This is a genomic window from Alkaliphilus oremlandii OhILAs, assembly GCF_000018325.1.
In the GTDB taxonomy this organism is placed as follows: Bacteria; Bacillota; Clostridia; order Peptostreptococcales; family Natronincolaceae; genus Alkaliphilus_B; species Alkaliphilus_B oremlandii.
The window spans coordinates 2,480,283-2,499,046 of the sequence record NC_009922.1; the positions used below are offsets into that span (position 1 = coordinate 2,480,283).

Annotated in this window: 17 protein-coding genes; 7 read left to right on the forward strand and 10 right to left on the reverse strand. The window is 35.1% G+C overall.

Annotation, left to right across the window (positions count from 1 at the left end; genetic code table 11):
• Positions 1-156: 156 nt before the first annotated feature.
• Complete coding sequence (locus CLOS_RS12025; protein ID WP_041719338.1) at positions 157-1,254, reverse strand: GerAB/ArcD/ProY family transporter; 1,098 nt, start codon at positions 1,252-1,254, stop codon at positions 157-159.
• An 89-nt stretch (positions 1,255-1,343) separates the two neighbouring features.
• Between CLOS_RS12025 and CLOS_RS12030 the strand changes: the two genes are divergently transcribed.
• Together CLOS_RS12030 and CLOS_RS12035 are read left to right on the forward strand one after the other, a co-directional pair.
• The gene (locus tag CLOS_RS12030) at positions 1,344-2,771 is read left to right on the forward strand and encodes a spore germination protein (protein ID WP_012160152.1); all 1,428 of its coding nucleotides are present in this window, start codon (positions 1,344-1,346) and stop codon (positions 2,769-2,771) included.
• Positions 2,768-3,877 carry a Ger(x)C family spore germination protein gene (locus CLOS_RS12035; RefSeq protein ID WP_012160153.1) on the forward strand — a complete coding sequence of 370 codons (1,110 nt, stop codon included), beginning with the start codon at positions 2,768-2,770 and terminating at the stop codon, positions 3,875-3,877. Before CLOS_RS12030 ends, CLOS_RS12035 begins: the two co-directional genes overlap by 4 nt.
• Positions 3,878-4,032: 155 nt before the next feature.
• Here CLOS_RS12035 and CLOS_RS12040 read toward each other — a convergent pair whose 3' ends face one another.
• Positions 4,033-5,070: a M42 family metallopeptidase gene (locus CLOS_RS12040; RefSeq protein ID WP_012160154.1), complete on the reverse strand. Its 1,038-nt coding sequence runs from the start codon at positions 5,068-5,070 to the stop codon at positions 4,033-4,035.
• A 269-nt stretch (positions 5,071-5,339) separates the two neighbouring features.
• On the reverse strand, positions 5,340-5,879 hold the full coding sequence (locus CLOS_RS12045) for a DUF5698 domain-containing protein (protein WP_012160155.1): 540 nt from the start codon (positions 5,877-5,879) through the stop codon (positions 5,340-5,342).
• Between the two features lie 564 nt (positions 5,880-6,443).
• Here CLOS_RS12045 and CLOS_RS12050 point away from each other — a divergent pair.
• Entirely contained in the window at positions 6,444-7,028 is a 585-nt protein-coding gene (locus CLOS_RS12050; RefSeq protein ID WP_012160156.1) for a TetR/AcrR family transcriptional regulator, read from the forward strand.
• Positions 7,029-7,209: 181 nt separating this feature from the next.
• Positions 7,210-9,147: a bile acid Fe-S flavoenzyme BaiCD gene (baiCD, locus tag CLOS_RS12055; protein ID WP_012160157.1), complete on the forward strand. Its 1,938-nt coding sequence runs from the start codon at positions 7,210-7,212 to the stop codon at positions 9,145-9,147.
• A 68-nt stretch (positions 9,148-9,215) separates the two neighbouring features.
• Here the strand turns inward: baiCD and CLOS_RS12060 are convergent, their stop codons facing one another.
• Positions 9,216-9,974, reverse strand: a complete 759-nt coding sequence (locus CLOS_RS12060; RefSeq protein WP_012160158.1) for an exodeoxyribonuclease III — start codon at positions 9,972-9,974, stop codon at positions 9,216-9,218.
• A 48-nt stretch (positions 9,975-10,022) separates the two neighbouring features.
• Entirely contained in the window at positions 10,023-10,403 is a 381-nt protein-coding gene (locus CLOS_RS12065) for a CGGC domain-containing protein (RefSeq protein ID WP_012160159.1), read from the reverse strand.
• Between the two features lie 179 nt (positions 10,404-10,582).
• Here CLOS_RS12065 and CLOS_RS12070 point away from each other — a divergent pair, with 179 nt between their 5' ends.
• The 3 genes from CLOS_RS12070 to CLOS_RS12080 all read left to right on the forward strand — a co-directional run bounded on the left by CLOS_RS12070 (position 10,583) and on the right by CLOS_RS12080 (position 13,336).
• Positions 10,583-11,443: a DMT family transporter gene (locus CLOS_RS12070; RefSeq protein ID WP_012160160.1), complete on the forward strand. Its 861-nt coding sequence runs from the start codon at positions 10,583-10,585 to the stop codon at positions 11,441-11,443.
• Between the two features lie 148 nt (positions 11,444-11,591).
• Complete coding sequence (locus CLOS_RS12075) at positions 11,592-12,500, forward strand: AraC family transcriptional regulator (protein WP_012160161.1); 909 nt, start codon at positions 11,592-11,594, stop codon at positions 12,498-12,500.
• Between the two features lie 80 nt (positions 12,501-12,580).
• Positions 12,581-13,336 carry a class I SAM-dependent methyltransferase gene (locus CLOS_RS12080; protein WP_012160162.1) on the forward strand — a complete coding sequence of 252 codons (756 nt, stop codon included), beginning with the start codon at positions 12,581-12,583 and terminating at the stop codon, positions 13,334-13,336.
• Between the two features lie 169 nt (positions 13,337-13,505).
• Here the strand turns inward: CLOS_RS12080 and CLOS_RS12085 are convergent, their stop codons facing one another.
• From CLOS_RS12085 to CLOS_RS12105, 5 genes are all read right to left on the reverse strand, one after another.
• Positions 13,506-13,739 carry a hypothetical protein gene (locus tag CLOS_RS12085; protein ID WP_012160163.1) on the reverse strand — a complete coding sequence of 78 codons (234 nt, stop codon included), beginning with the start codon at positions 13,737-13,739 and terminating at the stop codon, positions 13,506-13,508.
• Positions 13,740-13,787: 48 nt separating this feature from the next.
• The gene (locus CLOS_RS12090; RefSeq protein WP_012160164.1) at positions 13,788-14,762 is read right to left on the reverse strand and encodes a 3'-5' exoribonuclease YhaM family protein; all 975 of its coding nucleotides are present in this window, start codon (positions 14,760-14,762) and stop codon (positions 13,788-13,790) included.
• A 342-nt stretch (positions 14,763-15,104) separates the two neighbouring features.
• Entirely contained in the window at positions 15,105-15,665 is a 561-nt protein-coding gene (locus tag CLOS_RS12095; protein WP_012160165.1) for a hypothetical protein, read from the reverse strand.
• A gap of 117 nt (positions 15,666-15,782) precedes the next feature.
• The gene (locus CLOS_RS12100; RefSeq protein WP_012160166.1) at positions 15,783-17,672 is read right to left on the reverse strand and encodes a VWA domain-containing protein; all 1,890 of its coding nucleotides are present in this window, start codon (positions 17,670-17,672) and stop codon (positions 15,783-15,785) included.
• A 24-nt stretch (positions 17,673-17,696) separates the two neighbouring features.
• Complete coding sequence (locus tag CLOS_RS12105) at positions 17,697-18,731, reverse strand: ATP-binding protein (RefSeq protein ID WP_012160167.1); 1,035 nt, start codon at positions 18,729-18,731, stop codon at positions 17,697-17,699.
• Positions 18,732-18,764 lie beyond the last annotated feature (33 nt).

Consider the following 18,764-nt stretch of genomic DNA (forward strand, 5'->3'; position numbering starts at 1 on the left):
TCATAAATATAATCAATATATATTACACGATTAATAATGTCAATATGCGTTTTAAATATTCAAAAATGATTCTATTGAACAATTACCCATTTTTACGCTACGCTAACAAATAAAGTCTATCTAATATACATTGCATACTAGATAGACCTAGGGAATTTAACTATTATCTGCTAGCTTTAATTTTTTCATTTTCATAGCAAATATTATAAATACAACAAGTGGGATTACTATAAAATTCATAAAGCTGATATAGGTATACATATTAAAAAAGGCAAACAACCTTTCTGAACTTTTGGTAGTCATATACGCTCCAGCATACACTAGAACACTAGTGGAGTACGTTATATATATGAGATGTTTTCTTTTGAAATTAAAATTTTTTAGGAGCAATAGCATTCCATAGAAAGTAACTAAATATTTTAGAATCCATCCACCTACAATCTGGAGCATAACGTACAGCTCACCAAATTCTAGGAATCTAAAGTAACTTACCTGCTGGGTTTGTAAAAGTTTGGGGTAGGACATGGTATTGGCAAAATCGATGCCAAAGGTCATAATTACCCCCGTAGAAGATATAATTTGCATTTGAATCACGATGAGTAAAGCAATACTTAAATCCCTTATAATTTTTCTCGTATCCTTAATTGTATTAAGGTATGGAAATGTAATCGTCATGCTTCCATATAGTCCCAATAACTGTATAATAGCGATAAAAAAACCTTTATCTATACCATGACTGAAAACTGGAAAAAGCAATTCAGGATGCTTATATCTTGCTGTAAGTATGGATAAATTGATTCCAGCAAGCATAATACACACGATTCCAATCATTACAACAGTAACGATTGCAACAATATCTTTTCTGATGATATAGATACTTGGCACTACAAAAAATAAGAGAAAATACCATATGGGTGTTTCTATCAACATATTTGTATGCATTGCCCCCGCTTCGGCTCCAGCACTTTCAATCAATGTCATCAATAGCGTTGCTATAAACAAAAAAAGAACAATTTTTCCTAGGGTATCACCTAATGCTACTTTGTATATATTATAAATGTCGTAGCATTGATACTTTTTACATATGCCAATCATATAAATATATATTCCTATTACTAAAATAGATGCAATAATCACTGCAATCCAACTTTCTCTGCCCCCATTTTTCATAAAAACAATGGGATAGGTTTTCATCGATACGATTCCTGTAGCCTGAATCAAAAATATATAATGCTTTGATGTGAATTTATCCATAACATCCTCCATAACCTTAATATTTTCATCATCTCGTTGGTTGTATATTATTTCAAAAAACACACAAAATATACTCAGGTGATAATTATATGAACAAAAATACGAATATGGCGGCTTCTTGGCTTGATTATATAAAAAAAAACTTAGCAAACAATGATACTGTAATCTACAGGGAAATTGAAGTAAATGAGGGCATCATTCATATGGTCTACGATATGAGTGCCTGCGATCATAAAGTAATTAGTGAGTTTATTATATTACCAGTTCTTACGACGAATAAATCTTTTTCAGATATTGAATCTGTAAAAGATAAAATTTTAGCTTCCTCTGTTATTCTGGATGTAACTACTAAGGAGGACGCTTTGGATCTTATACTTTCTGGAAATGTTCTGATTTTATTCGGATTTTTAAATAAATCCGTAGCCTGTTATGCGGCAAATTTCCCTACAAGACCCATTGATATTCCATCTACAGAAACTGTAATTAAAGGACCTCGAGCGGGATTTAATGAATCCTTAGCCGATAGTGTCTCTAGTATTCGAAATAAAATCAAAGATCCGAATCTAAAGTTTGAACGATTCACTTTAGGTGACAAGTCAAAAACACAAGTAGTTTTAGCTTATATAGAAGGGAATGCTCATAGCTCTCTTGTAAATTATATCAAAGGAAAAATGGAACATATACAATCCGACTATGTATTTTATTCAAGTTATATAGAAGAAGAATTAAAATGTAGAAACACCCCATTTGACACCATAGGATATACAGAAAAGCCAGATGCAGTTGCAACATCGCTTGCAGAAGGAAAAGTTGCTATTTTAGTAGATGGAAATCCATTTGTTTCTTTAGCTCCATATTTTTTTATAGAGAACTTCCATTCATCGGATGACTATACAACCAATAAATTCATGTCAAATATGGGTGTTATTTTAAGGTTGTTTTCATTTTTCTTGTCCACCTTGGTACCGGGTTTATATATCGCTCTCTTTACGCATCATTTTAATTTAATCCCTTATATATTTGTATTTCGAGTGGCTGCATCTAGAGCAGGTGTTCCTTTTCCTATGGTAATCGAAGTACTGATTATGATTGTATTTTTTCAAATCTTAAGGGAAGCCGGCGTTCGATTACCACAACAAATAGGGCCAACCTTAAGTATCGTTGGTGCCTTAATATTAGGGGAAGCGGCAGTACAGTCTGGTCTAACATCTCATGTTACTGTATTAGTTGCAGCCCTAACCTCCATTGCATCTTTTTTAGTCCCTTCATTATCTACTGGAATATTTGTTTGGAATGTGATTATTATACTTTTTTCATCATTCTTGGGTCTTCCTGGTTTTTATACCGGCTTTGTTTTGTTTTGTTCTCATATTGCAGGACTCACTAGTTGTGGATATCCCTATTTATATCCATTAGGCACGCTTAAGCAGTTTAAATATAAAGAACTATTGCTTATTACAGGAGATTTAGATGAAATCAATGAATATATTTTTGTTAAGGATGATGGTGAAAAATGAAAAAAATTCTATATATTTTGATTTTATCCTTATTTTTAACTGGTTGCTTTAGTTATAGGGATGTGAATCGAGTTGTTTTTGTAACCTCCATTGGAATAGATTTGGATGAGGAAAATAAACCAATACTTTATGCGGAAGCTTTTGCAAGCATGAGACCTACAAAGGAAATAGCAGGGGGAGCAGAGACTAGAGTTGTTTTTAGTTGCAGTGGAGAAACAATTTTTGAAGCCATTAGAAACCTCAATCGAACATCTGCTTTGAAGCTTAATTATACTCAAAATAAAGCAATTATCTTTAGTGAGAAAGCTGCTAAATATGGTCTTGATAATTTTCTAGACGTGCTCATTAGGGATCAAGAGCTTTTATTGCGCCAATACCTTTATATCACAAAAATAGATCTGAAAGAATTAATGAAAATTAAGTTAAATGAAGAAACCTATATTGGTATCTTTCTAGACGATTTAGCAGTCAATCGACCCGTGCGAACAAAGGAATCTCTTATGAGAATCGATCAATTCATTATTCAAAGGAATCTTGGCAGTAAAGTAAATGCATTAAATACTATAGAGAGAATGGATGATGCACTGAATAGCAGGATCGCTATTAATAAGTTAGCTATCATGAAAGATGATAAGATGGTCAATGATTTAAATGATGATGAAACCTTTTTTTACAACATCGTTAGAAATAATATCAGAGCGGGCTATATTAGAGTTTCTAATCCAGACAATCAAAGCGAAGTAATGACCTTAGAGATTTTAAAATTGAATACAAAAATTGATCCGGTATATAATGGCAATATTATGGAAGTTACAGTCAATGTAAAAACAAAAACCTCTGTTGCAGAGGCAAAAAAATCCTTCCATCTAAGTGATGATACAGAAAAAAAAGAGCTCATAAGAATTGCAGAACAAAATATAGAGAAGGGTATTATGGATTTATATGAAGAATATAGAGATATTGATATCGACATATTTAATTTGCAGAAGCATATCAATATAAAATATCCAAATGCTAACATAGAAGATATATTCAACAATATCATTTTAAAGATAGAAGCCGATGTATTTATAGAGGGAAGCTCCGATACCATTAACTTCTATTAATACGTGATGATCCTTTTTTCAGTTCTCTTGAATCGAAGCTTAATTTATATTGATGATAAAATAACTAAGATGTGGACACACCTTAGTTATTTTTGATGAACTTTATTATTCAGTTCAAACACAGCGCTCTTACAAAGATCTATGTATCCATCCTTTTACTTTGTTAAATATAAATACAGCAATTTAATTGTGTTTTCAAGAGCTGTATAGTGGGTTCTTTCCATACCATGAGAGGCATGGACTCCTGGGCCTATTAAGGCCCCTCTGATATTGTTTCCACCTCTTAAAGCTGCTACCACGTCGGAGCCATACATTGGATAAATATCTACTGCAAAATTGACATTGTTTTCTTTTGCTAAATGTATTAAGTCCGTTGTCATATGATAATCATAGGGTCCCCCTGAGTCTTTGGCACATATGGAAACATCGTATTCACTGCAGCTAAGATCACTGCCTATACACCCCATATCCACAGCGATCATTTCAGTGATATCTGCTGGTATATAAGATGCACCGTGTCCAACCTCCTCATATGTAGAAATCAATATCTTGGTTGTATACTTTGGAACGATATTTTCTCTTTTCATAAGTTCTAATAGTGAAATTAAGCACGCGACACTACCCTTATCATCTATGAATCTAGACTTTATAAATCCGCTTTCAGTGATGGTAGTTTTCGCATCGATAAATACAAAGTCTCCAACAGAAATCCCTAACTTTTCTACATCCTCTTTACACTTTACCACCTCATCGATTCGTATTTCCATATTGTCTGCATCTCGTTTTTTAGAGGAACTATCTTCAAATACGTGGGAAGAAGGACTTGTGCTTAGAAATGTCCCTGTATATATTTTCCCATCCCTTGTTCTAATCTTACAATACTCAGCATCTAAAGTTGGTACGATAGGTCCTCCTATTAAGGTAAACCGCAACGTTCCACTACTGGTAATAGACCGAACCATAGCTCCTAAAGTATCCACATGAGCAGACAAACCAATGACCCTCTCATTACTTTCTCCAGGTATTGTCACTATTCCGCATCCCTTATTGGTGGTTTCAAAATTGTATCCAAACGCCTCTACCCATGTGCCAATTCGCTCCATAATTTCAAAGCAAAATCCACTGGGACTATCCAGTTCTAGTAATTGTTTTGCCTTTTCAAGTACGTACTCTTTATTAATTGAAATTTCCATGTCTTCTCCCCCAACGATATCTAATTTTTTAACCAAATTTCTTATCTTAAGATTGAATTGTTAAATACAAACAATTCGGACTATTTTAATTGATATGATTTATTATACCACTTATTCTTTATATTTCCAAAATGAGACTTTATATTTATTACATAAAATAAAAAATACTACATCTCTAAAGGTGTAGTATTTTTTAAAATATTATTTTTTTCCCTAACTGCACAGAATACATTTTTATCATTCCTTCGCATTAGATTATACTTAAGTATTTATGTTGTTTGAACTCTTGTTGTTGTAATCTTTCCATTGACTTTACTTAGGTTTTTAATTTTAAGTGTGGGGTTACTTACACCACATTCGTCTAAAATGTCCTGAAAAACATGAAACTCTTTTCTCTTAATAACAACTTCAACTTTGTATCTTGTATCTTCATTGTTACCTTGAGCACGGAAATTATTAACTGTATACCCTTCTGTTCTAAGCTTTTCCGCAACTTCCATCATTTTATTTTTATGATTTAAAAACAAATCAACTTCCAAAATTCCTAAAGCTAACCGCTTCTCAATTGTGCCGCCAATAACTACGCCTGCTGTTCTCCCTAAAGCATAGGCAATCGTAAAATGCATTCCATTAGAACTCGTCACTTTACTTACAATTGTGGCAAAAATCATAGAGTCTATAAATACTAAAATATACACTGGGTTCATAATGTTTTTTGACATCAGCATGGTTTTTAGTGTTGCTAATACATTCGTTAACGCAGTTATTAAAAATAAACCTGCAAGTGAAAATATAATTTCTTTTGTCATCTCAACACCTCCTTCTTAATTTATTTCAATAAAATATGGCATTACAAAAAACTAATACTCTATATTAGCTCTTCATCAGCTACTACTTTTGATTTAATACATAAAAATAAACAGTTGTACTCTATAAATACAGTTGCTTCAAACTTTATCATTTAAATATATACATTGGAATTTTAGAGTTTCTAGTGTAAGACAAGAAAAGGATTATATTCTTGTAGAACTTTGAAATAGAATGAAAAGTATTTTAATAATAATTTTGGAATTAAAGATAAGGTTATTTCGAAAAATTATTTGTATACTTATTTTCAGCTCTAGCTGATTGTTTTGCCAATTTATTTATTATATCACATTTTTTACATATGTGTCAATAAAATCTATGAATTCTATTGTACATTAAAAATTTTATACATCTGCACTAATATTATTGATTTTGGTATCACCTTTATCGTGTATAATATGAACTGGTCCGTTTTTTTGATATAATACTTAAAAACAACTATAATAATCGTTCGTTATTTTTATGATTGCATTATTCTAAAAATTCATCCTATAGAGGAGGTAACTATGCGGGAGCTAACAAGTATCGAGGAAAAAATTTTAGACAAGACTCTATATCTAATCGGTAAAACTGGTTCTTTTAATGTTTCCATAAGAGCCATAGCTAAGGAAGCCGGTGTAAATGTAAGTGCAATAAACTATTATTTCCGTACGAAGGAAGAGATGCTGCGTCATGTAAAGGAATTCTATATAGACAATACGATTTCAGCCTATTCTGTATTAGATCATCATGAATATGATGATGAAGAAAAGCTTATTTTACTTGCAAATGAAATCATGGAATATGCATTAAAATATCCTGGAATTTTTACAATTTTAAAAGAATCAATGCGGGAAAAGTCAACGGACGAGACCTCAGCTAAAATAGTTGAAGTGACTGATGCTATGAATGCAAAAATGGATCAGGTTTTATCGACGGTCTTTCATCAGAATGGCGCTACATTCGAATATAATAAAATAATTTTTTTATCTTCAATTTTACATCCATCAAGTACTTCTGACCTAGCTAATTTTGATCAAGATATTATAAATAATAAAGAGCAAAGATTAAAGTATATTGCTTACATAATAAAAATATTAAAAGGTGAATAATCCTATCTTTAAGGTAATTTCGATAAATAATCGGGATTCCTTTTTTTTGTGTGTTAAAAATTAAAACAAAACGTTTAAAACATATTGATTTAATTTGTTAAGTAATCTATAATCGAACTAACAGCTGTTTGTTTATTTAAAGCTAAAATACTGATCAATTTAATTAAAGGAGGATTCTTTTATGATATTTCATAATGTTTTTAGCCCTATACAAATTAGAGGGATGAAACTTAAAAACAGAGTTGTATTTCCAGCAATGGGAACAAAAATGCCAGGAAACGATCGATACGTTACACAACAACTAATAGACTACCATGTAGCTAGAGCATTCGGTGGAAATGGCTTAAACTTTACAGAGGTATGTGGCGTTTATGGTCCGTCAACACCAAAAAGCTTTTTAGGTATTTATGATGATCAATATATTCCTGGATTAAAAAATCTCACTGATGCTATCCACGAAGCAGGTGGAAAGGCTGGCGTACAGCTATGGCAAGGTGGTTTTGCTGTAGCTAGTTATCAAAAAGAAGGCATAATATTACCTAGTGATAGACAAATCAACAGTACTGATGAAGTCATTCCTGGTGCTAGTAAAGAAACTATAAATGAAGTTATTAAGGCATTCGGAGCTGCTGCTAAACGTGCCGTTGAAGCTGGATTTGATTGCATAGAGTTTCATGCTGGACATAATTATATGCCACATGCATTTCTAAGTCCTGCTTTTAACAAAAGAACTGATGAATATGGTGGCTCTCTGGAAAATCGTGCACGATTTTCAATTGAATGTATAAAAGAAATTCGTAATAATATTCCTGAAGATATGCCTCTATTTATGCGTGTTGTAGCTCAAGATGACTATTTAGAAAATGGTTTAACGATTGAAGATATTATTGAATTCTGTAAATTAGCTAAAGTAGCTGGAGTTGATGTACTCAATGTATCTCGTGGGAACTTCTCATCCGCAGCAATAAAATATGAAGTACCTCCTGTTGATTTGCCAAAAGGCTTTAATGTTGCAAATGCAGAAAGAATAAAAAGAGAAACAGGAATGATTACAATCGCAGTTGGTCGTATCAATGACCCTGCACAGGCTGATGAAATCATCGGAAGTGGTAAGGCAGATATGGTTGTCATCGGTCGAGGACAACTAGCTGATCCCGAATTTTGTAATAAAGCACTTGCAGGCAATGTAGAGGATATCATTAAATGTGTTGGCTGTAATCAAGGCTGTTATGATGGCTTTGTATCTCCAGATGTACCTCATATAACATGTTTAAGAAATCCAGCTTTATGTAGAGAAAGTGAATATGCACTTGTAAAAACTACCCTACCTAAAAAAATATTGATAGCAGGTGGTGGTGTAGCAGGACTTGAGGCAGCTATTACTTTAAAACAAAGAGGCCATCATCCGATCTTATGCGAAGCAGGAAATTCCCTTGGCGGACAATTTGCATTAGCAGGGGCTGCACCAAGGAAAGAAGAACTGAAGGATGCTGCGATTGCTATGGGAGAAATGGCAAAAAGAGAAGGCGTTGAAATCAGATTCTCTACTCCTGTTACTACCGATGTTATGAAAGAAATCAAACCAGAAGAAGTGATCATAGCCATCGGTGCAGATCCGATTAAACCAAATATTCCCGGTGGTAATCTACCTCATGTAACGAACTCCCATGATATACTTGCTGGAAATACAACTGCATTTGGAAATGTGGTTATTATCGGTGGTGGACTTGTCGGACTAGAGGTTGCTGAGCATCTTTCAGAAAAATCAGATCGTATTACGGTTGTAGAAATGCTAGAGCAAGTAGCGAAAGATCTTGGACAGCTCCGTAAGATTTGTGTTATGGAAAGCCTTCACCACGCTGGCATAAATACAGTTACAGGTGCAAAATGTGTTGAAATTAGAGAAGATGTTGTGGTTATAGAAAAGGACGGTAACCTCCAAGAAATCCCATGTAACTCTGTAGTAATTGCTATAGGAGCAAGATCTCGTAATTCAGATGATCTCAAAGCATATTGCGATGAAAATAAAATACCGCACTATACTATTGGTGATGCATTGCGTGCACGTAGAGCTCTTAATGGAACAGCTGAGGCTGGAGAAGTAGCAAGAAAAATATAAATTTTTCCTAATCATCGAAATTTAAAATATGCTACACCTTTTATAAGGCGTAGCATATTTCTTTTACTTTAAATATTAATTACCAGCTCCACAGGACAATGATCCGAGCCTAATATGTGATCATGGATATCTGCACTTACTAGTTTATCCTGCAATCTTTCAGATACACAGAAGTAATCGATTCTCCACCCTGCATTATTAGCTCTGGCATTGAACATATAGGACCACCAGGTATAGGCGCCTTCTCTATCGGGATAGAAATATCGGTAGGTATCAATATATCCATTTCCTAGAAATTCAGTAAACTTTGCTCTTTCTTCATCACTAAACCCTGCATTCTTTCTGTTGCTCTTCGGGTTTTTTAAATCGATTTCATTATGGGCAACATTCAAATCCCCACAGACAATGATTGGTTTTTGCTTGTCTAAATTATTTAAATAGCTTCGGAAACAATCCTCCCACGTCATTCGATAGTCCAGCCTTGCCAGTTTTTGCTGTGAGTTTGGTGTGTATACCGTTACCATATAATAGTCCCCAAATTCTAAGGTAATGACCCTGCCTTCTTTATCATGTTCCTCTATGCCAATGCCATAGAACACGGAAATCGGTTCTTCCTTCGTGAAGATGGCAGTCCCAGAGTATCCTTTTTTCTCTGCATAATTCCAATATTGATGATAGCCTTCTAGCTCTAAATCAATTTGACCCGCTTGAAGTTTACTTTCTTGAATACAAAATATATCTGCATCGACCTCTTTAAAGTAGTCTAAAAATCCCTTTGTAACACAAGCCCTTATACCATTCACATTCCATGAAATTAATTTCTTCATTTGCATCCCCTCCTTATATTAATGCCCATACCATTGTACCATTATCTCCTAAGCTTCTGAAGAGATGACCTTGCTCTTGTTAATATTGTTATTCCGTTTTCCTTGTGCAGAACCGTGGGTATATCCAATCACATTGAAATGTTCTGAAAGCTCATCGGCAAATTCTTCATAGTGGTTACATCTGCCCCTGATACAAGTGGATAAATGAACTGTGTCTACCTCCGCTTTTTGAAACTTCTCTATTTTCATTTGAAGACTTTCCATAGGCTCTTCGTCACAGCCATTGCAATGATTGAAGGAAACCAACTCATATGCACTTCCATCCTCAGCTTGAAACGCATCCTGTTTCTGATTAAAAGCCTTTAAACAACCATTTGCCGTACATTTTTTAGAAACCTCTCCACATAAATATATACCGATCTTTTTCATCGTTTCCTTCCCTTCTTTCCTGAAGCAAGGGTGATGCCCTGACCCTCACAAATTTTTGTCGTACTCCATTTTTATCCTGCTTATTTTCTAAGGATCTCTTTTTCACTTTACATCAATGATTTATATATATAAAATTAACATACCAAGAAAAAAATATCAACGGTATTGGGGGACTTAAAATGACAGGGATCGGCTTTATACTCATTATCTTGTCTGCAGTTTTTCATGCAATATGGAACTACGCTACCAAGAAGATTCAAAGCAATACAACCTTTATTTGGTTGTTCTCTTGCATTTCTTCAGTTGTTTATCTACCATTTGCTCTAATCTCGCTATCCGCTAATAAGATCCATTTCAGATTTTACTTTATTTTATTTATTATGGTCAGCGCAGGTTTACACTCTATTTACATCATATTACTCAGCAAAGGCTATCGCGTAGGAAACCTGTCTGTCATATATCCATTGGCCAGAGGAACAGGACCCCTATTCTCAACCATGATAGCCATCCTGTTTTTGAATGAAAATGCATCCTTCTCTGCCCTTATTGGCATATTTCTAATGATCCTTGGAATCTTCACTATTACTGGAAATCCTCTTGAGTTACTAAGAACCAATAAAGATATTTCTCTTGTTTATGCTTTTCTATGTGGACTTACCATTGCATCCTATACCATCTTTGATAAAATCGGCGTAAGTATCCTGATGCTACCTCCAATTTTTTTACATTGGTCAGTCAATGTCGGTCGTGCTTTGCTTCTCACACCCTTTGCCTTGCGTAGAAAAGGAGAAATCGAAAATTTGGTAAAACACCATAAAAAAGAGGCTTTTACAGTTGGGATCCTATCACCACTATCTTATATTTTAGTTCTCACCGCCATGATTTTTACACCTGTATATTATGTGGCACCCATGAGGGAACTCAGTATTTTAGTGGGAACATTTCTCGGTGTCAAATTTCTCTCAGAAGAGTTGAGTAGAACAAAGTTGATTGGCATATGTATAATGCTCATTGGATTAATCACGTTATCCTTGGCTTAATAATACCATCTTTTCTAGTGGAAATATAGAAAAGATGGTATTATTCATATGAAAATTTTAAAGATAACAGCCTAGGATAAGAAAACCTTGCTTTATATTGATATTATATAATGAACCTAGGTAAGTTTTCATTGGAAGGAGACCCCTCATGCACTACTTAAATTTAATACAGAACACTTTAGACTATATTGATTTTCATATACTGGAAAAAATAACGGTGGAAGAATTGGCTAAAATCGCAGGATTTTCAACCTATCATTTTTATAAAGTTTTTAATAGCTTTGTTGGCATGCCCGTAATGGAATATATCACTAGACGCAAGCTTCAATATGCCCTCTATGATCTTAGTAATGGAAAAAAAGTACTGGATATTGCCTTAACCTATGGCTTTGAAACTCATGCTGGTTTTACAAAGGCTTTCAAAAAATCCTTTGGATATCCACCAAGCTTTTATAGAATACATGCACCAATTGGTCCACTCAAAAAAGTTGATCTAAAGAAATTAAAAGAAAATAAAACTGGAGGTATCATCATGGAACCTAAAATAATTCAAAGAGATTCCTTTAAAATAGTTGGATATGAATTTAAAACAACCCTAAGAAATAATGCTCATTCTAGAGATATACCAGCTTTCTGGGATCAATGCAATATTGAAGGTAAGGAAGCTAAATTATATGAGACTCAGTTTCCGCCTCGACATGGTGAGTATGGCATTTGTGTAAATACAAATATGGAAACTGATGAATTTTCTTATATCCTAGGAGTAGAGGTTCTTAGCTTTGATCATGCTATGATAGATATGTACACACTTGATGTTCCAGCTGCAACCTACGCTGTATTTACTACACCTTCTGTTGAAGATCATGACTTTGTAGATTCAATTCAAGGTACATGGAATTATATACTGGAAGAATGGTTTCCAAATTCAGGATATGAAATTGATGATACGAAGCTCGATTTTGAATTTTACGACGAACGTTGTCATCCATGGGAATATAGCAAATTTTCTATGGAAATTTATGTTCCTATTCAAAAGGTTGAATCAACGTATTCTTAAGCTAACATTCTATCGCTATTCGTATACAGGTTTCATTGTTACACGATCAAAATTATTACTTATATCTGAGGTGAAATATGATGTTTAGTTTTTATAGTAAACTTTCTACAGAAGTATATGACATAGATAAACCAATTGGTCATTCTTTTGGAGATGTGGCGTTTTATAAAGAGAGGCTTAAAAATTTGAAGGGAAGAATTCTTGAACCAGCAGTTGGCACAGGACGTATATTAATCCCTCTATTAGAGGCAGGTCTTATTGTGGATGGTATCGATGTATCCAAGGAAATGTTAGATTTATGCAGAGCTTATTGCAAAGAGAGAGGGCTTAATCCTGAACTTTATGAAAAAAGCATGGAATCTTTTTCTCTCCCTCATCAGTATGAAGCTATTATTGTTCCTACTGGTTCATTTTTACTGCTGGAAAATAGAGAGGATTCTATCAGCGCACTGAAATGTTTTTATGAACATCTTTCAGTAGGTGGTCGCCTTATCCTTGATATTTTCATGCAAACAGATTTTAGAACTGGAGTTACTTCAACAAGAACCTGGAACACTGGTACAGGGGATTTGATTACATTAAATGAAACACTTGTGGAAGTTGACTTTATCAATCAGTACACCATATCTCATATGCGATATGAAAAATGGCGGAATAAAGGATTGATCCAAACTGAATTAGAACGATTTCCTTTAAGATGGTATGGTGTTGAGGAATTTAAATTGATTCTTGAAACCATAGGATTTTCAGATATTATTATATCTTCAGATTATAGGTATGGAGAATATCCAACAAATGAAAATCAAATAATCACCTTTGAAGCATATCGTAAATAAAGTATTCCTTCCTTCTGATAAACGCCAGAGTGAAGCTATTGAGTCATCAAATAAGGGATGAGAAAAAATCCTAGAACTTCTCATCCCTTCATTTTAAAATACTTGAAACAGTATTCATCCTCACTTTTCTTTTGCACTGTATGAAACAGCTTCATCCACATAGTCAATGCTATCTAAATAATTGTATAAAGCTTACAAGCACAACAATGGTCGTAAAAACAATGCCAATAATGGCTGTTTTTTTATAAAGCCGAATTGCTTCTTCACTGAGTTCCGGCTCTTCCTCGTACATCCATCTTCTTCCCCACAGAAATAACTCCTCAGGCTCTATATACTGCCAGATGAATAAAAAATAGATCGGTAGCGAAAATACGACGAGTATAAAAAATCCGCCAATATCCATAGAAATATACCTCCTCTGGATGAATATGTTGATTTTATTTGCGAAAAGCTACTTTGTACCTCTCTTATAATAATCCGTTCCCATATTCCAAAGCTTCGATGTAAATGCATCCTCTTCCTCTTCTTGGTCCGTGATAAAGGACATAATGCTCTCAATATCCCCCGACATTTTATCCGCTTGATGTAGAATCTGTGCCTCAATGGTTTTTGGCATTACGGGTGATCCAAATTCCAATTGTCCATGATGTCCTAAAATACCATTTAAAATAATCAGCTTATCGTCCACATCAAAATCTTCAATTTCATTGATTACATTTAAAGCCTCATGAGCCCCTAAAAATATATGTCCCAGCATGGTGCCTTCTTCTGTAAAACCCACACTTGGCAGTGCTTTATATTCTTTAATTTTGGCCCAGTCATGGAGCATTGTCATAACGATTAACCTTTCCACTTGTCTTTCAGAAAGCTTCTTTGTAGTAGCTACGGTGTAGCCAAATTTCAATACCTCTAAAGTATGCTGCAATAGCCCATGGTAAAAATTATGGTGGACCTGTCTTGCAGCAGGATGGGTGGAATATTTTTTGAAATAATCATCCGAAAAAATCATTCGGTCGATTAACTCTTTCATATGAGGACTTCTTACCTTTTCATAGAAAAAATTCAATCCATTGGTCATGCTCTCAAGACCCCAAGTACTGGTAGGAATCAAATCACCCATATTCACATTGTCAACATTAGCCTTTTCAATATGTTTAATCGTCACTTGGAGCTGCCCTTGATATTCTCCTACAACAGCCTTGATGTGGATTGGATCTTCTGGCGTTAAGGAATTGATCATCTCTTGATTTTCTTCATAATCCCAATATTTTGCCTCTAACATTTTAGAGGCATCCTGTACAATAACGTCTGCGTATTTCTTGCCATTCTTAGAGGATTTCACCTTGATATCACTCATTAAAACTATGGTTTCGAAGTTTTGGCTGATATAATTTTTATTGATATCCTTCAATTGTTTTATACTCATTTTTTCCTCCTATAATAATCGTATTTCATCCTATATATAGTTCTATCATGGTATTATTTTTATTGTAGTATTTATTCTATTATTTATTCTAGATAATATAGTTAAATCCTTTGATATTCAAGTATTATTTATAAAATACTATTATATAATTTCACAGGATATTCATTTTTCTCTATGGACCTTCAATCGATTCATTGAACAGTAGGAATAAAATTCGCAAAATAATAAGGATCTTTTATATTCCTGATGAAAAGTTTTATTTAAAAAACCCACAGAAAAAGATCCTTATTTCAATTGATCATAAGACAAAACTCCGTTTAACAGGCGTTTAAAATATGTCTTTTATTTTTGTGCAACAGCTTCCTCAATTGTCATCTTATAATATGTACTATAGTAACTTTCCAATTCCTCTATTTCTTTTTCTATGGTTGCCTGAGCACCTTCCAATCTGCCACTGTCCTTTAATGATTGAGTTACGTCTGCACCTTCTTTATTTTCGACTTTCACCACTTTTGCATTCCCTAAGTCATAATAATAGTGATATGCGGTTCCCATGGCTGAAACGTAATAATACTTTTCGAAATTCTTATTCTCATAATCGAATAAATAATAGTCTGCGGTTTCTGCCCCGTTTAAATCCGTTTTTACGAATTTAGCATATCCACCGTCTCCTTTTTTAAGGGTAATTTTAAGTCCGCTATCTTCAAAAGGACTATTTTTTAGATCTGTGTATACGGTTAACCCCTCTACTTCTTCTACAGTGATTCCCTCTGGCAAATTTCCTTTTACTTCCTCTTGGATTCCTTGTGGCTGATTACCTGTTTGTGGTGCATTGTTGGTACATCCTACCAGCATGCTGAAAGAAATTCCTGCTACAAGCAATAATGCTAATCTTTTTTTCATTTTAACATCGCTCCTTTAATATTTATAAACGAAGGCTCCGTTTAACTGGAGTTTTCTTCTGCTGAACTCAAAACCGTGGGATCTATTTTTTGAACCGTACCTAGACTAAAATAGAATCTACACAGTTCGAATAAATCCCTTCACATTGTCCTCAATTTCTTTTGAAGATATATGATTCATTTTTATATAAGCACTGTCCATTTTTTCTGCTAATTTTTTCGCAAATCCCAATTGAATATAGCCATTTTCCGTATCTAATACCATACTTTTAATATTTTCATTTCGAATCTTTTCTCCAACATGGTAAGCATCTTCTATGGCATTCTCACTGAATAAAGGCACATTACCCTTTCCATCGGAAACTAGAACAATATATTGGAGGGCATCGGCATTTTTTATCCGATCTATCTTTAACAGTTCATAGGCTTTATACAGTCCAGAAGCCAAGGGCGTTTTCCCTCCTGTAGGCAGATTGGTCAGACATTTCTGTGCTAAATCTACACTTCTTGTAATATTTAATAGGGTATCTGCCCCATCCTTTCTAAAGGCAATAATCCCTACATTGTCTCTCTTCTGATAAGCATCATTTAATAAGGAAAGCACCGCTCCTTTTACAGCACCCATCCGTCTTTTTGCCCCCATAGAGCCGCTTGCATCCACCACGAAGAGTATGGTAGCACCCGTATGCTTTTCTCTTACCTTTTCTCTGATATCCCCCGACCGAATGACTAAAGACAGTCCTTCTCTATTTCTTCCCCCCTGGCTACAAGCAGCGATTCTAAAGGTGGCATCAAAGGCGATATCCTTTGGTCTGCCCTTTGGAATTCTATATCTTATATATCTGCCTTCCTTACTATCCGTCTTTACCTTATTTCGCTTTCCACTCCCCTTTACAGCAAATCTACTTTGCCATACCATATCCATGGATAAATCCTCTCCAAAAGCTTCGATATCTTCTACCGTATGGGAGGAAACACTTCCTTCAGCACTTGAATCCCCATGCTCTGAGTCTCCATCATAATCCCCATTAGAAATAGGTTTGTCAGCACTGCTGTCTATTTCACCCGAATGATTCTGATGATGACTTTCTTCCGCCCTATTTTCTGCTAAGGAATCCGACGCTTTATTTTTTTCAATGACCTCTTCAATGGATACTTGTTCCCTCATGCGATGGGGAAGTACATAGAAGGAAGCCTCTTTCATATCCTCCTGAGTGATGTAGGTTCTTTTATTGAAAGCCGCAATAGCTCTGGCAGCTTCTATAAGGATGATCTCAGCTCTATGACCTGCACAGCGACCTTCCTTGCCAATATCCGATGCCAGTTGATAATCAGCTTCTGTAATCCTCACATAGTTTAATAGGTTGGTTGCTTCTCGAATATTCATTTCTACTGCTTTACTGGCTACTGCCCATGACTTGCAAAACCCTTCTGGATTCTTCTCATAGGCCAGTCTTCTTTTCATAATTTCCAACCGAATATTTAAATCTTCTTCTCCCTTTGTTTCTACATAAAGTCCAAATCTGTCTATAAACTGAGATCCCAATGTCCCCTCTTCCGGGTTCATAGAACCGATTAAGCTGAATTTAGAATCATGCTGATAGGAGATTCCTTCCCTCTCAATGATATTGACACCAGTGGACGCTACTTCTAAAAGTATATTGACAATATAAGCACTCAAGAGGTTTACTTCATCTATGTATAGAAACTGATGATGTGCCTTTTTTAAAATACCTTCTTCCAGCTCTTTTCTACCATATTGAATCGCTTTGTTGATGTCAACGCTACCGACCAGTCGATCCTCCGTTATATTCAGTGGCAAGTTGATTACGGCTCGATCCCCTATAATATTTGCAAGTCCTCTCACTAAGGTGGATTTTGCAGTTCCCTTTTCTCCACTGATGAGCACGCCGCCGATATTGGGATTGATTACATTTAAAATTAACGCCTTTTTTACTCTTTCTTGGCCGCAAACTGCAGCAAAAGGAAAGCATCTATAAGATTCCATGGAATATTGAGTCTCCTTTTCTATCTATAGTGAAGCTTTTTCAATGATGCTATAAATATCATCGAAATCCATATTGCCTTCTTCAAAGGGTCTTCTTCTCATTCTGTGAGGGAGAGAAAGCTTTGCCGCTGCAAATAAATCTTCCTTTTCTACCTTGGTTCTTCCCATGTATGCTGCATGGGTGATGGCAGCTTTTATAAATGTAATATCTGCCCTGTGCCCATCTACGCCAAGGGTAATTCCGATTTCTGCCACAACCTTTAGGCATCCCTCAGAGTATTCAACTTCATGAATCAGCTTTTGAGCCCTTAATATCCTTTCAGATAAAAGCTTTTGCTCAGAGTCATATCTCTTGGAAAACGCTACGGGGTCTTCCTCAAAGGCCAACCTTCTTTTTATGATTTCAACTCGATCAGATGAATCTTCTTCTCCATAAATATCCACCACCAAACCAAAGCGGTCGATGAGCTGAGGTCGTAAATCTCCCTCCTCGGGGTTCATGGTTCCTACCAATACAAACTTAGAGGGATGGCTGTAGGAAACCCCTTCTCGCTCTATGGAATTCACTCCCATGGCCGCCGCATCTAACAGTACATCCACCACATGATCATCTAAAAGGTTCACTTCATCCACATAAAGGATATTTCTGTTTGCTTGGGCTAAAATTCCTGGTTCAAACCTTTTTTCTCCTTTTTTTATTGCATGCTCAATATCCAAGGTTCCCACGACTCGATCCTCTGTAGCGCTGACAGGAAGATTCACCACTCGCATTCTGCCTATTGTAATCGGATTGCTTCTTTCTTTAAAGCTATTTCTACAGGATTCGCACCAAAGGCTGTCATCCTTCGGATCGCAATGAAACATACAGCCTTCTACTTCTTCTCTCGGAGGCAATATATCTGTTAAGGCCCTTACAGCCGTAGATTTTGCTGTACCCTTTTCCCCTCTGATCAGAACACCTCCTAAGAGAGGATTGATTACGTTTAAAATCAGTGCTTTCTTCATATCCTCCTGCCCTACAATCCCACAAAAGGGATAAAGCTGTCTTGCTTTCTCCATGGTATATCCCTCATTTCCAAAGTTTCTTACATC